At 57.3% G+C, this 12,906-nt stretch carries 15 protein-coding genes and 2 pseudogenes; 5 read left to right on the forward strand and 12 right to left on the reverse strand.

Features of this window, described 5'->3' with window-relative positions:
- Window positions 1-51 precede the first annotated feature (51 nt).
- Complete coding sequence (locus ACQ5J0_RS05585) at window positions 52-564, forward strand: hypothetical protein (protein WP_462569548.1); 513 nt, start codon at window positions 52-54, stop codon at window positions 562-564.
- A gap of 204 nt (window positions 565-768) precedes the next feature.
- On the opposite strand, the gene ACQ5J0_RS05590 is transcribed toward ACQ5J0_RS05585, so the two are convergent.
- The 4 genes from ACQ5J0_RS05590 to ACQ5J0_RS05605 all read right to left on the reverse strand — a co-directional run bounded on the left by ACQ5J0_RS05590 (window position 769) and on the right by ACQ5J0_RS05605 (window position 2,986).
- Window positions 769-1,152, reverse strand: a complete 384-nt coding sequence (locus ACQ5J0_RS05590; RefSeq protein WP_462569549.1) for a hypothetical protein — start codon at window positions 1,150-1,152, stop codon at window positions 769-771.
- A gap of 489 nt (window positions 1,153-1,641) precedes the next feature.
- Window positions 1,642-2,289 (reverse strand): hypothetical protein, encoded by a 648-nt coding sequence (locus ACQ5J0_RS05595; protein ID WP_462569550.1) that lies wholly within the window; start codon window positions 2,287-2,289, stop codon window positions 1,642-1,644.
- Complete coding sequence (locus tag ACQ5J0_RS05600) at window positions 2,289-2,486, reverse strand: hypothetical protein (protein WP_462569551.1); 198 nt, start codon at window positions 2,484-2,486, stop codon at window positions 2,289-2,291. The genes ACQ5J0_RS05595 and ACQ5J0_RS05600 overlap by 1 nt, the downstream gene beginning before the upstream one ends.
- Window positions 2,477-2,986 carry a hypothetical protein gene (locus ACQ5J0_RS05605; protein ID WP_462569552.1) on the reverse strand — a complete coding sequence of 170 codons (510 nt, stop codon included), beginning with the start codon at window positions 2,984-2,986 and terminating at the stop codon, window positions 2,477-2,479. The genes ACQ5J0_RS05600 and ACQ5J0_RS05605 overlap by 10 nt, the downstream gene beginning before the upstream one ends.
- 386 nt (window positions 2,987-3,372) lie before the next feature.
- Here ACQ5J0_RS05605 and ACQ5J0_RS05610 point away from each other — a divergent pair.
- Window positions 3,373-4,006 (forward strand): annotated as a pseudogene (locus ACQ5J0_RS05610) (tyrosine-type recombinase/integrase).
- Window positions 4,007-4,097: 91 nt separating this feature from the next.
- On the opposite strand, the gene ACQ5J0_RS05615 reads toward ACQ5J0_RS05610, so the two are convergent.
- Window positions 4,098-4,517 carry a hypothetical protein gene (locus ACQ5J0_RS05615; protein ID WP_462569553.1) on the reverse strand — a complete coding sequence of 140 codons (420 nt, stop codon included), beginning with the start codon at window positions 4,515-4,517 and terminating at the stop codon, window positions 4,098-4,100.
- Between the two features lie 110 nt (window positions 4,518-4,627).
- Between ACQ5J0_RS05615 and ACQ5J0_RS05620 the strand changes: the two genes are divergently transcribed.
- Window positions 4,628-5,116 carry a hypothetical protein gene (locus ACQ5J0_RS05620; RefSeq protein WP_462569554.1) on the forward strand — a complete coding sequence of 163 codons (489 nt, stop codon included), beginning with the start codon at window positions 4,628-4,630 and terminating at the stop codon, window positions 5,114-5,116.
- Between the two features lie 518 nt (window positions 5,117-5,634).
- Here ACQ5J0_RS05620 and ACQ5J0_RS05625 read toward each other — a convergent pair.
- The 7 genes from ACQ5J0_RS05625 to ACQ5J0_RS05655 all read right to left on the reverse strand — a co-directional run bounded on the left by ACQ5J0_RS05625 (window position 5,635) and on the right by ACQ5J0_RS05655 (window position 9,715).
- Entirely contained in the window at window positions 5,635-5,811 is a 177-nt protein-coding gene (locus ACQ5J0_RS05625) for a hypothetical protein (protein ID WP_462569555.1), read from the reverse strand.
- 119 nt (window positions 5,812-5,930) lie between these two features.
- A complete protein-coding gene (locus tag ACQ5J0_RS05630) occupies window positions 5,931-6,200 on the reverse strand; it encodes a DUF6894 family protein (protein ID WP_462569556.1) in 270 nt (89 codons plus the stop codon).
- Between the two features lie 64 nt (window positions 6,201-6,264).
- Window positions 6,265-6,546: a hypothetical protein gene (locus ACQ5J0_RS05635; RefSeq protein ID WP_462569557.1), complete on the reverse strand. Its 282-nt coding sequence runs from the start codon at window positions 6,544-6,546 to the stop codon at window positions 6,265-6,267.
- A gap of 349 nt (window positions 6,547-6,895) precedes the next feature.
- Entirely contained in the window at window positions 6,896-7,087 is a 192-nt protein-coding gene (locus ACQ5J0_RS05640) for an SOS response-associated peptidase family protein (protein WP_462569558.1), read from the reverse strand.
- A gap of 155 nt (window positions 7,088-7,242) precedes the next feature.
- Window positions 7,243-7,698: a hypothetical protein gene (locus ACQ5J0_RS05645; protein ID WP_462569559.1), complete on the reverse strand. Its 456-nt coding sequence runs from the start codon at window positions 7,696-7,698 to the stop codon at window positions 7,243-7,245.
- A gap of 14 nt (window positions 7,699-7,712) precedes the next feature.
- Window positions 7,713-8,168, reverse strand: coding sequence for a hypothetical protein (locus ACQ5J0_RS05650; RefSeq protein ID WP_462569560.1), 456 nt, complete (start codon window positions 8,166-8,168; stop codon window positions 7,713-7,715).
- A gap of 170 nt (window positions 8,169-8,338) precedes the next feature.
- A complete protein-coding gene (locus tag ACQ5J0_RS05655; protein ID WP_462569561.1) occupies window positions 8,339-9,715 on the reverse strand; it encodes a hypothetical protein in 1,377 nt (458 codons plus the stop codon).
- 234 nt (window positions 9,716-9,949) lie between these two features.
- On the opposite strand from ACQ5J0_RS05655, the gene ACQ5J0_RS05660 reads away from it, so the two are divergent.
- Window positions 9,950-10,372, forward strand: a complete 423-nt coding sequence (locus ACQ5J0_RS05660) for a hypothetical protein (protein WP_462569562.1) — start codon at window positions 9,950-9,952, stop codon at window positions 10,370-10,372.
- A 1,563-nt stretch (window positions 10,373-11,935) separates the two neighbouring features.
- Window positions 11,936-12,693 (forward strand): annotated as a pseudogene (locus ACQ5J0_RS05665) (IS5 family transposase).
- Window positions 12,694-12,906: the final 213 nt, after the last annotated feature.

The raw sequence follows: 12,906 nt of genomic DNA on the forward strand, positions 1-12,906 counted from the left end.
AGTGGAAAGCTGACCGTTGGGCCGGATGCGCCAACGGGAACAGCGGGTCTCATGTTCGGTTCAACTATCATGCCGAACCGACCAATTCAGATGCTAATTGGGATCGCTGTAGCGATTAACCTGGCGAGCTGTTCAGACGGGCTCAAAAATCCGAGCGGCCAGGAGCCGCATGAAACGAAGGCGGAATCGGAAAATGGCGATAATGCGCCGTTCGCTGTTTCCGCACTGAGTCGACAGATGCCTCCCATGCTATCCTCCATCACCGGATCGCTCGTGTTTTCCGATGGCTGCCTGCGGGTAGACAACGGCAACTTCGCCTATCCGGTGGTATGGGCGGCCGGCACCAGATGGGACGCTCGGACGCACCGTATTCGAGATCCGAGAACTGGCGGCGCTGCGGCTGTGGGAACCGAAATCGAGCTCCAGGGCGGCGCAGTAACGGTTGATGAGAGTATCAACGAAGAACTTTCCGAACCTTTGCCGGAAAGTTGCTTGGGGCGCGTCTGGATGGGCATGCTAAATCTGCCGTCAGGCGACGTGGCGTTGAGGGCCACGATACGATGAAAAATTGCGCTTGGTTGATTGCCGGAGGACTCGTTCTCGCGGGTTGCGAGGGCGCGAATGGGCTGGACGTGCCGGGAGTGCCGGACGGTAAATTGCCGGGCGCCGAGCCCTACGACTGGCCGGTAATCCTGACGCGGAAGAGGCTCGACGCGATGGAGGCAAGCACTGCGGGCACGCTGGTTCGCCGTGGGCCGTGCTTTCACCTCAGTTCAGGCCCGGAAGAAGCGGTGATCCTGTGGGAGGAATGGCTGTGATCAAGGGTTGCAAAGAAAGAAGAGCTACGATGAGCGAATGGGCCATAGATATGTAAAGCTGGCATCCACTGACGATGTGGGTCCCTTCGTCCCGGGGCATATAAAGAGTCACTTCAGCGAACCGATACTCGCCATCCATTTTGCGAAAACCCAAGTGCAGGATGTCGTCGCCAGACGCTTTGGCGGCATGAGCGACCTCCAACGGATTGTCCTGTGTGCGACAGTCTCCAGCGACGATCGACAACCCCGATTTCAGCCCTTTTCCTTTTAACAGCATGTGGTGCACGGCGGTCACATAGCTGGCCATGACCTTGTTCTCGGCATCGATATTCATCGTGATTTTCCTTGATTTTCATCCCCCGATCAGGGGACGCCTTCACCTCCAAAAGTTTATTGGTTTAGTTGCGATATCCCGAAGGATGCCCATCCTGCGGGATATCTGTCGATCAATGACCTACCCGCCACCATTTGGTTTTGGGCGCGCTCATGGTGTCCCGCGTCTCTCAGCCGACGCATTTCCTCATCCGATCCGTCGAAGATTTGGGCGGGGCTTCTGTTTCCCAACGAAGCATGCGGAAGTTCGAGCGTTCGCCGAATTTCGGCACTGACCTTCAGCTTCCATTCGACGCGAATCAGGAAGTTGAGGAACCGATCCAGACGCTCACGATCTTGATCGTCGAAACCTTTTGGGATCACTCCGCAATCCACCAGCGCTGCCGCTTCTTCGTCCGAGATATTCAGCGCGATGCAGGCATGTGCGGCTCGATCCGGTGGGCATGCATGATGCCTCCAACCAGATCGAGCTGCCTGCTATCGGCGGGGGTCACCCGCCCCCACTTCGGTGGCTCTCCCAGATCTCGGTTAGAATTGCCTGCCCTTCATCGTGAACCAGCGGCTGATCGTATGGGGCGTGCCGCACCCCTAATCCGCCCAGCCGTCTCGGTAGAATCAGAAGGTGTGAATGGAGAGGGAAATCGGTTCCGATTACACCGGGGCTATGCAGGATGAGGACGGTGGCGAGCTCGCGTTCGCTGGCGATCCTGGTCGCGAACGACCTGGCCCGCTCCCAGGCGACGTGCATCCGCTCGCAGTCCTTCAACGGCAGCGTCCAATACGTCAGCAGCGCCGCTTCATTCGGTGCCGCGTAGCTATCGACCTGCCGCAGCAGCGTGTCTGGATCGGACAGGAAATCGTCGGCCCGGCTCGGCAGAATGACTTCCACACGCTCGGCGTTCGGCGACCAGTTCGATCGGTCAGATCCGGCGAAGTCGGGTCCCAGGTGGGCTTTTCGATAACCGAATTCATGTGCAGAATTCGAGCGGCCCCCGAAGGTTTTGCGCAGCACACCGAACGCGGTTCCCTCCGCCGCCGGCTGAGGATTGAGATATAGCCAGGACAACGGGTCCTTTTCGCACGGCTCTTTCCGCGCTTCCGGCTTCTTGGTCCGCGGCTTGCGTTTTGCGGTTGCCATCAGAAGGTCACCCCTCGCAGGAAGCGAGCGATCTCTTCATCCGCCTGCTCCCGCCCCGCCGCCAGTTCAGATGCCGAGGCCGCCGCCCGCCAGTGGATGGCGAGGCCGGTCTCCTGGACCTCCACGCTCCGACCGCCTTCATGAGTGAACCACAAAGCCCCGCCGATGCGACAGGGCCGCATATGGGTCAGAAGCATGGGTTCGACGGCTGTCCGGAGAACGATGTCCGCCTCAACCGGGTATTCGCCGGCCATCCGCGCTCGCCATCTTCCAGGCTTTCGTGCGCTGTCATGTAGAGGCTGGCACGCTCGGCCTCGCCGCTGCGCCACGCACGACCTTTCTTAGAGCCGAAACCGCGCGGGACGAATTCAAAATGGATCGATGAAAGTCCGTCCGAACCACAACGAGAGCTGTTCCCCCAGGTCCCGGCGTATATTTCCTTGATGCCCCTGTTGGTCAGTTTATGTGGCGTGCGGTTGGACCCGGAAGACCGATCTTCCGCTGGGATACGCACTCGCACCCGGCGGCGAAGAAAGGCTTCTGCTTCACGATCTGAAATCCGTTTGCGCCGACGGCGAGCGCCTTCGGCGACCTTCTCTTCGCGCTCGTTCGCCTTACGGGCATTCAGGTTGCGCGCGCTGCGCGCGCCCGCAGTCGCGGCCCGCAATTCGGGCGATCCATCCCTGATCTGGCGCATCGATAGCTGCACGGCGGCGCTCGGCTTTCTGGCTCATTTTTAGGGGGGTGGGCGCTTTTGGGTTTGACGACAGAAAAACCCTTTGTTGCGCACCACCCCCCTCTTCCTTCCCTGATTTAGGACCGCCTTACTCGGGGTGGTGCATCCTACCCCTGCGAAGCATATGCCTTTCGTGATGTTCGGACGATTGACTCCGGGTCTGGGCCAGACTTGCTCCGGCTTCGACAGCGTCAGCTTTGCGCCCAATCTCGGTCGTAAGACCGATCCCCGGCATCTCCCGAAAGCGGTCATTGAGGCCGCGTTGCGTTGATGTCCGCTTTCGGTCGACCCTCTCTGCTCGATGCCCGTTCTTTCTCCTTGGCCAATCACGGCCAAGGAGAAAGACGATGACATATTCACATCTAGACCCTGCCATGCAGAACCGCATCGCATCGATTGCCGAAAAGACGGTCGGGACCAAGCGTCCCCTGACCCAGAAGCAGATCTGGGCTATCCGTTTCTTTTTGGACCGCGAGGAGCGTTCGCGGGATCGGGTGCTCTTTGATCTCGCGATCGACAGCAAGTTGCGCGGCTGCGACCTGCTAAAGTTGAAGATCGGCAATCTCATGGCCGGGCCGGATATTCGGACCCGCGCGATGGTGATCCAGCAGAAGACCGGTCGGTCTGTGCAGTTCGAGATTTCCGCTGACGCTCGCGGCAGCCTTGCTGCGTGGCACCAGTGCCGTGGCGGCACCGCTGATGACTATGTGTTCCCGAGCCGTCTCGACCATGGGCTGCCGATGAGCACGCGCCATTATGCCCGGCTTGTCGATGAATGGGTCACCGCTGTCGGGTCTGCGTCGCCAGGATTACGGCACACATTCGATGCGGCGCACTAAGGCTGCGATGATCTATCGCGCCACGGGCAACCTTCGTGCGGTCCAGATCCTACTTGGCCACACCAAGATCGAGAACACGGTTCGCTATCTGGGCGTCGACGTGGAGGATGCACTCATCATCGCCGAGCGCACTGAAATCTGAGCATGAATGCGGCTGTCGGGCCCGCCCGATGGCCGCTTTTGGGGAAAGCCCAAAGGATCAGAATCGGCGGGGATGGGGTGGAAATCGGACATCAACGAATCCTTACAAAGATTCCTTCATGACCGTTGCGAATTTCAAGTTGAGACCCTTGTTGAGTCAGCGTGGCTCCATCGCCGGTCGCCAAGTTCCAATAAGCAGCCCGAATTGGATCATCAGGGCAACCCTCAAGATCAATCGAGATCATGCCATCTTGATCAGTGTCGCTCCACGCGTTGCAGCCGTCGTGCCCTCCGATTATTTCGTTGTCGCGGGTGATGAGCTTAAAGTCGGACCGGTGTTTACCGTCGATTGTAGTCGAAACCCATTCGACTTCCGGTTCGACCGAACAGGCAGCGACCAAAAAGGGTAGCAGGATCGCGAACCTCATAATTAAGCAGGAACGCAACTGCTCTTCATTTGTTCCGAATGTCTGGAAGTGGGTCGATACGAGAATTTCAGCTTTCGGCGGCAAAGTCGCTGAAGCTGCCAGACAGGTTCCGGGGGCGCGTCGGGAAGCTGGGAATGGCGTGAACTGGGCGCGAAGCGGACGAAACCTTTCGGCGAAACGGTCGTTACTTTGTGATGCGTTTCTCCAGACACTATGTTGTTTTGCTCGCGGGAATTTCAGCAGGTTGCACGTTAGCGGGGCAAACTGTTCCCACCGGCACCTCGGTCAGTTCCGCACCATATATCGCTCTTCAAAAACAGCTGCGAGCTGATGAAAACCGGATCCTTCTCACTGCAGCGCTACCTGGCCGCATAGTGATCATCAACGATTGCGTTTTGTTCGAGAGGCTCGACGGCGCTGTTGTTCTCCCAGTATTTGACTACAGGGTTGTCGCTGGCCGCGACCCTATCGGCGCATGGGTCTACGACCCCGTTTCAGAGCAATATTTTCGTCATGGCGCGAAGGTGTTCGCGGGCGGTGGGGGAAGCTCTGAGACCATCGCCGAGCTGGGAAGGCGCAAGGTGTTGCAACGTGCAGTTCCGCAACGATGCTCGACCGCAGTGACAGCCAAGCTGGCCCTGACGTTGAACCCAGGTCTCAACGCCGTCGGTTTCGATGATTAGACAAGCCGTCGGCGTCCACAATTTGGTCGGCACGAGAACTTCGGCTTTCGGTGGCAATGCAGCTGAAACTGCCAGGCAGGTTACGGGGTCGCGTCGGGTAGTCAATTCCATGACATCAACCATAATTCCACGACATCAACCATAATGCGATGTTTTCGTCCCAGACACACTGAACCGCCAGACTGCGGCCTCCTGCCCGATAAACATAATAGACGCGGGCTCTCCAGTAGCGAGCCGACGAACGCTCGCCCGCTATTCTAATGCGGGTGAAGGCATGAGTTTCGTCTGGCTGTGCTCGGAATTGCGGGAACCGCCGGGTTGCCCCCGTGCTCGGACTTAGTCGAATTTTCGAACCGCGTCATCCATCCCGTCCGGATCGACCAGACGGTTTGAGCCTAACCGCAGGCTTGCAGCCTTAATGTAACGCAAACCAGCCTCGTCCATGGGGTAGGGCATGGGAGCGGGCCAGCCCTGATCTCCTCCTGGTGCTGGCCGATTATTCGGCTCCATCTTTCGGTTCATCGAATTACAGAGGAACTGGTAGACGACTCCACAGTAGCGTTGTCGTTCAGCGGTCCGCCTGCAACAGCGTTCGGCGTGGCGGCCGCGCCGTGGCGGCTGAGCTTCTCTGCGTTGCTCTGGTAATATTTGTATCCAGCGTATCCGAGCGCCCCCAGGGCGGCGAGTTTGATCATGGTTCGTCCTCTCGTTTAGAATCCGCCCAACGCGCAATCTGCTGGAAGGGTCCGGTCCCTGGCGACTTGAGAATTAAGAGAGGCAGCTGGAGGTCGCTCCCCTCATGCCTCGATGTCGGCTATCTCTGGATCTCTACCGCGTCGCCGAACCGGATGCGTTCAAGAACCTCTCCGCATCCGTCAGCAATATCGATGTAATGCGTCAGGTTATTCGAGCCATTTCGGGCACTCTCTGCGGCCATCTCGCGAGTTTCACAGATGCCGTGCTCGCGGGCTGCCCCCAGATCGGGGAATTCCTCACCCTCATCATCGATCGCCGTTATGTCGTTATACAAGTTGAAAAAAAACGAGGCATAGGCGGTCTCCTTGAAAAAGGAGAATGCTCGCACCACAGAAACTTTCCTCGATTATCAAAGATGGATTTAGCCGCGTCCCAGCGGCACGATGCCAGCGCTAGCCCCTATTGAGGCTATCGACCAATTCAGCAATCCGTTCCACGGCGTCGCGGGTCTCGCCATCATATTTGAGAGCTTGCGCCTTGATGAAATCGCCTATCGTTGGATGCGCAAGATAGCCTATCGCTGCTGCCCTGTATTCCATCATGGCCTCGAGAAGCTGATCCATCGCTGCGGGCTTCTCCCGCGCCAGACCCGCCTTATCCGCCACGTGACGGGCGCAATGAGCGAGCTTATCTAATGCGTCCTTCATTGCCAAAGCCCCCGTTTTTTCAAACAAGGGCTAAGACATAAACTTCATTCGGTCAATCGCTTCGCCTTGCCGGAAACTAGCGTGTCATCCGGGGCGGAAAGACCGGGTCGATTGGAACATTAACGATTAAGGTTGCTTTATTCATTCTAGACCGTGGCAAACCGAATGACCGGATATGAACAACCGTGAACGACCTGTAGCCCTTGCGCTCGTGACTCAAGCCCAACTCGATATGTTGGGAAACAGCTTCAAGCACGTTTTCCGAAAAGGGGATAGCGGCGAGCAGTTCGATGACTTGTTGAGGGCATTTGACGGACCAGATGGTTGGTCATCGTCTTGGTCTGGAAGTTGGGACTAAATCCTTACGGACCGGTCACTAGGCCCGGCCACCTCCATCGCCGCTCCATGTCTCGCTAGTGCTATCGTCCGTCATTTGTGCAGGATTGGGTTTACACATCGCCCGCGCTTCCTCCGGCGAGCCGTCCACCCATTGACCCCAATCGTCGCGCTGCAACACCACTGGCATGCGGTCGTGAACGTCGTTCACACAAGCCTCGGTCATCACCATGGAATACGGCACGACCGCTATTGGGTCGGTGCCTGAATTTCAGCTTTCGGTGGCAATGCCGCTGAAGTTGCCAGGCAGGTTACGGGGTCGCGTCGGGTAGCTGGGATTGGCTTGAACTGGGTGGATAGCAGCCGTTGTCTTACGCCTCATTGCGCCTATCGAGGCCTGACTGTAATGCTGCGCCCCTCACCGGAGAGGAGAACACTCCCACTTTGGGTGAGTTCGATTTTTCGCGCCAGGCTCATCGCTTCCATCGCCTCTTCTAGCCGCGGCGGCCAGCCTATCGCACAGGGCGGTGGCATAAACTTCGAGGGAACGAAAATGGGTTTGTCGTAGGGGACGTTGTAGCGGATTGCGTCGGCGCGGAAATCGTCGCTGTCGACGGTGTAAAGAAACATCAGTTGGGCACAGCCAGGCTCCCATCGCACTACCTCGGCCCCTGCGGAGAATCCTAGCCAGGACCCTGCTTGCCCATTTGCGGTTGTGAGAGGCTCATCATTGATCGCCGTGACAAGCCATTCTCCTTCCAAGGTCGTTGGCGGTCGAATGTCATGGTCGACAGGATTTTCGGTGCATGCCGTTAGAGCCCAGACAAAAATCAGCCAGCCCATGAGGTTTCGCCACATCATGAGATTGCCGACACCCCCGTAGCATCGGCACGCCAGCCATTGCCTCGACGCCTCAGCACGAATTCGGCGCCCTTTGCGCCAAGATTGCCGAAGGTCGCATTGCCCCAGAAGGTCACTGTCCCATCGCGAGCGATATTTTCGATTCGGATAGAGTAGAGCATTGCCCTTGCACCGCTATAGATCACGACGGGATGAACATCGTAAAGGCCGAAAGCGCAGCTCGAGCCTTGTAGGACGGGTAGATCAGTCCATTCTGCGAATGCCGCCAAGGCATGAGCGGGCGGGTTTCGTGGCCAGCCGCCGCCTTCGGCTCTGACCATGACCAGACACACCGCCTGATGGTTATCGAATGGTCGCTGCTGCGCAAAAGCAGCTGCGAACATCGTCTCGATCTGCTCAGGCGACAGGCCACTTGTATCAGCATCACCTTGAGCTGAAGGTTTCATGCCCATTCGGAGAGGTGCCTCGTTTGGCCCACTCACACCGCTAGGTGTCGGTGGATGAGCGATATTGGAAGGTAACTCTACCGATGACGGTGACGAAGTTGCGTTCTCCTCGCTCTGTGGGATGGATCCGCAGCCGACCACCAGAACCGCCGCGATGAATGTAGCCGAAAGTCGCTTCATCCATCCTGCTCCATGAACTCCATAAGCCAGTTAGGTAGCGGCCGCTGGTGACCTTCAGGAGTTCGACACACGAATGAAACCAATCGCGTGCCAGCCGGGCAATCTGAGGCATTTGCTACTGGAAGCGGGGGGCTCATGATGGTCGAGGAAGCCATAGTCGATGGGGACGGCGGGCGATCGGATCCTGCTGGCTCTTGGGCAGCCTGTTTGCTTTCAAGCCATCGATATGCGCGGCGTGCCGTCGTTTCATCCAACCCGTAATTGTTCTGCAAAAAGCGAAGCGCGTTGGCTGCATAGCTCATGGTGTCTTGTTGGTTGCGCGCAGAGGCGCTCTCGAGCCCCTCCACCTTTATGACCTTTCCCGGGAAACACGCCTTCCTGATTGGATCGACAAGCTCGGGAGTGTCTATCTCCTGGACTGATCCCATGAAGACGACCACCTCCCCCACCCGCGCATAACCCGGGCGCTCACCATCGCCGAATGCGAGATAATGCTGGCCGTCGACGAACAAGCGCGCCCCAAATGGAAACAGGATGAGGGCGTCATCTCGATCCGCCGCGCGAAAACAGCCGTCCTTCAAGACCACTTTGACCTGACTGTTGATCGCGTTGAGGGGGCCGGCGGGGCGATCATGGCGCGGGAAGATGCGAACATGCTTTGCGATTTCAGCGGGCACGGCTTCATCGCGCAGAGCTGCCCTCGGTGGGTTGGAAAGCGGCACTACGGGCGCAGCGTTGAAGACCAGCTTGACCTGTTCGGGGATTGCCGCTCCCTTTCGTTTAGCCAATGCGCGAAATTCAGCTTCCGAGACAGAAATCTCGGCAGTGACCTCCTGAGTGCCGATCCCGGTCGCCTGGATGACCCGCTCCTCGCGGAACGTCTCCCATATATAGTCGGCAGCAGATTTAAGCTCCGCCAAAGACCAGCGCACCGTTACCCCGCGAAAAGTAGGATTATCGTTGTAACGCCGAAGGGTTTCCGGCCCATGGCGCAAGAACTCGAATACAACGCTTGGTTCGCCCTCATTATCGAAATGCAAATCAACGAAATTTCCCGCTTCTTCACGTCGGAGACGCTCGGCGAGCGTGTGCACCTCATCCCTCACGCTGTTTTGATAATCTGAAACCCGCATAAACTGTGCATCGGCAGCATCTTGCTCAGCCGTCCGCGGTTCAGGCTGTGCTGGCGGCGCAGGTTCATAATCAGCGGGTGGAGCGTCGAGTATCGTGGCGTATCCCCGCTCATTGAAGTCCGCCCGGAAAGGCTGGCTTGCCGCCATTGGACCTTCGTTTGCGTTTTCCGCAGCGCAGGCTCCAAGCAAAGCTAACAAGATCGGCCCAGCGATTAAGCCAATGTGTTTTCGCGTCATCATCGAGATATCCAAACTACTGCAAAGGCGATTGTTCGTTTTTGGAACACCCGTCTTTGGAATGCTAGCGCGCTAAAAACGCACGACACTCAAAATGGGCTATCACACCCTTTCAGGCACCACGGATCGGTTGGGGTCTTAATGTGATGCCCAAGCAGATCCGCGCAAAAATTTTGAGACCACCGAAAACCCGAAATTCTCATTGCGGATTGGAGTGAGTCGCAGCCATATGCTTCGATGACAAAAAGTCCTCGGCAAATGAGCGGGCTCGCAGGGGTCCTCGCTCTGTTGAGCGCTTGTGGCGATCCGGGCTTGAAGAAGGACGCGGAAGGTCGAGTTACCTACGACCGGGATCGACCGGTTGCTCCTGATAATGATCCCGCCATTGGCCACTTCACTCGAGAAAACGGCTGCATCATTTTTACTCGTAGCGATGGTCAACGCTTCCTCCCTACTTTGCCAAACGGCGCTGTCTATGTGTTTGAGCCAATGCGCAGCCTGTTTCAGCTTGATTGGGCCGTCACAGGTTGTGATGAAAGCAGTCCAGAAGTTCGGTCGCTTCGTAATGACCGCATAGCCGTAGAAAGCCGCGCATCGCCTGCATTCATAACGGGGTTCGCGTCGCCAAATCCGGCTCCGCCGATACCTGCTCCGCTTTGAGTTCAGCGTGGGTCGCGAACCGACGGTCTGCTTTTAAGCGCCAATACCCTTGGGGGGGGAAGGTCGCGAACTGGGTAGGTAACGCACCGTTGGCTCTTGAATCCCTAGGTTTAGGAGGCCAATCAGATCTTAAGGGTCCTCGCTAAAGTATCAGCCAGACCGCACTTCGACTCTATGCTACAAAAGACATTGATTAGAACCCGATCAACGTCTGGTGCCGTTTGGATTGGCGCAAAAAATATAACGATGCGGCGTCCGAACGAATACCTTCTTCCAAGCTCCTCCCTGTAATCATACGACGCGACTCGTGTCTGCAAACCATTAATGAGCGTATCCTGATAGGAGACTAAATCGCCGTCGATTTTACTCACCATACTCCTTCGATCGTGGACAACTGAAAGCTCTAAATCACTGTTGGAAAAGGAGAAGGGCTGCCCGAGCACCAAGCTGATTGGTCCTCCGCCGCCAATCTTGCCTGGGAGCACTATGGTTGCAGTTAGACTTTCTGCTGTCGCCAGGCCGGCTGTCGGCAGCTCGCTACTGGGGACACACCCGGTTACTGCTATGGCCAACAAGAGTGTTAAGACGCGCATCAAATCCCCTTCATCTCAAATTGCCGATCCAACATTAGGAACAGGCGACTGCCCGAGCAATTATAACCTGCACCCGCCAAACGGTCGAACCTTCATTGAATCAGCCTACCCGGCGCCCTAGAACGATTGCATGGGTATTTAACCTATGTATAGTAACTCGCTCAAGATTTGTGGGGCGGGCCAGCTCCAATCTGACCCTTTCATATGCGATCCGTTTAAAGCCTTCGGAGCTGGCCCCTTTTCACGGCAGGTTTCGGAGCCCCTTTTCGATTGTCGCCATGCACAAATAACTTTCAGGTTACTGCGCGGACGAAACAGCGAAAAACGTTTCGGAACAATGAGCAAAGATTTCGTTGGCGGGTAGGGCTGCGACTTTGTCAGTTAAGCCCCCGCCAAGTGCTACCGTATCACCCAATGTGACCTGCCCGCGCTCATCTGGGAGCACAATACTTAGCGAACCGTTTTGCCACCTCGTTTCGGTGCCAACTGGCCAAAGCGGCATTACGTTCTTGCCCTCCCGGACCACGATTATGCATTGTCCTGAGGTGGCCAATGTGCCGCTTAAACTCCCTGTCAGAAAGATGACAGGGCGGGCCGCGGGTGTGTCAAATGCGTTAAAGGCCAAGATCAGATCATTTGGATTTTCACGGACTGTATTACAGCCACCAGTCGCTAAACAGCCAGCCGCGAATAGGACCTTCTAAACAATATTTTATGTCATCTTATCACTATTTACCCCTGTAAAAGCCAAGGATCAAAGCTCGTCTTATGTGGCTACCAATCGGCGAGAATATAAGAAAGTGCAACCGACAGATACAGCAAGCGATCGGTGAACCGAGCGTGAGCGCCTACGCGAAGATTGGCTCCTCTTACCGGGCAAAAACCGTTAGGGTCCAAACCCAATCAGCCTCTTGAAAAGCGGCGGACACATTGATTCGAGGGTTCTCCACTGGATAGGAGGTTCTTGAACATGTCGCGTTCGTTGTTCTGGCTGTCGGATGAAGCGTGGGCGGCGATTGAGCCGCATTTGCCGAAGAACCAGCCTGGTGCACGTCGGGTGGATGATCGGCGAGTGATATCGGGCGTTTTGCACGTGCTGAAGGTGGGCTGCCGCTGGTGCGACTGCCCGTCCCAATACGGACCATCGACGACGATCTACAATCGCTTCAACCGGTGGTCACGGCGCGGGTTCTGGCTGAAGTTGCTCGATGCCCTTGTCGCTGCTGGGGCCGCGACACGCAGCACGGCAATCGACAGCACCTACATCAAGGCGCAGCGTTCGGCGTTCGGCGGAAAAGGGGGCGCTCGGATCAGGCGATCGGGCGCTCGCGCGGTGGCTGGACCACCAAAATCCATGCCCTCACCGATGTCGTTGGCCGGCCCTTCGCGCTGATGCTGACGCCGGGCAACGTCAGCGATGTGGCCGCCGCTCCCGCCCTTCTCGAAGGCGCCAGCGGGGTGCGCTATCTGCTCGGCGACAAAGGCTACGATGCGGATCGGCTGCGGCGTTCCCTACGCGAAACAGGCACCACTCCGGTCATCCCAGGTCGGCGAAACCGCAAGCGCACAATCCGCTATGACAAGCAGCGATATCGCGACCGTCGCCTCGTCGAAAATGCGTTCTGCCGCCTCAAGGAGTTCCGACGTGTCGCCACCCGCTACGACAAGCTGGCCGCCAACTTCCTGTCAGGTGTGGCGCTCGCCACCGCCGTCGCCTTCTGGCTGTGAATGAGTCTGGTCCCTAGCCCCATGGCTGAGAATGGGTCGTGACCTGCCTGGCATCTTCTGTGTGTCCGAATGCCATTGCGGACATTCACTAAGCCAACCGACAGAGTCCGGTTTCTGCAGGTCGATCCCCAAGAGCTGAAATTCAGCAGACGGCCCACAAGCCGCCAGACCGCTACCAGTGTGAGCTGCCGGTCAGGAAAGCGCCCTAATTTC

The sequence above is a fragment of the Qipengyuania sp. SM2512 genome (genome assembly GCF_054954005.1).

Bases quoted from the DNA above. Each gene is read 5' to 3' on its own strand.
- ACQ5J0_RS05585 (WP_462569548.1), top strand. From the start codon at position 52: ATGTTCGGTTCAACTATCATGCCGAACCGACCAATTCAGATGCTAATT.
- ACQ5J0_RS05590 (WP_462569549.1), bottom strand. From the start codon at position 1,152: ATGAATATCGATGCCGAGAACAAGGTCATGGCCAGCTATGTGACCGCC.
- ACQ5J0_RS05595 (WP_462569550.1), bottom strand. From the start codon at position 2,289: ATGGCAACCGCAAAACGCAAGCCGCGGACCAAGAAGCCGGAAGCGCGG.
- ACQ5J0_RS05600 (WP_462569551.1), bottom strand. From the start codon at position 2,486: ATGCTTCTGACCCATATGCGGCCCTGTCGCATCGGCGGGGCTTTGTGG.
- ACQ5J0_RS05605 (WP_462569552.1), bottom strand. From the start codon at position 2,986: ATGCGCCAGATCAGGGATGGATCGCCCGAATTGCGGGCCGCGACTGCG.
- ACQ5J0_RS05620 (WP_462569554.1), top strand. From the start codon at position 4,628: ATGCGTTTCTCCAGACACTATGTTGTTTTGCTCGCGGGAATTTCAGCA.
- ACQ5J0_RS05625 (WP_462569555.1), bottom strand. From the start codon at position 5,811: ATGATCAAACTCGCCGCCCTGGGGGCGCTCGGATACGCTGGATACAAA.
- ACQ5J0_RS05640 (WP_462569558.1), bottom strand. From the start codon at position 7,087: ATGGTGATGACCGAGGCTTGTGTGAACGACGTTCACGACCGCATGCCA.
- ACQ5J0_RS05645 (WP_462569559.1), bottom strand. From the start codon at position 7,698: ATGGGCTGGCTGATTTTTGTCTGGGCTCTAACGGCATGCACCGAAAAT.
- ACQ5J0_RS05650 (WP_462569560.1), bottom strand. From the start codon at position 8,168: ATGGGCATGAAACCTTCAGCTCAAGGTGATGCTGATACAAGTGGCCTG.
- ACQ5J0_RS05655 (WP_462569561.1), bottom strand. From the start codon at position 9,715: ATGATGACGCGAAAACACATTGGCTTAATCGCTGGGCCGATCTTGTTA.
- ACQ5J0_RS05660 (WP_462569562.1), top strand. From the start codon at position 9,950: ATGACAAAAAGTCCTCGGCAAATGAGCGGGCTCGCAGGGGTCCTCGCT.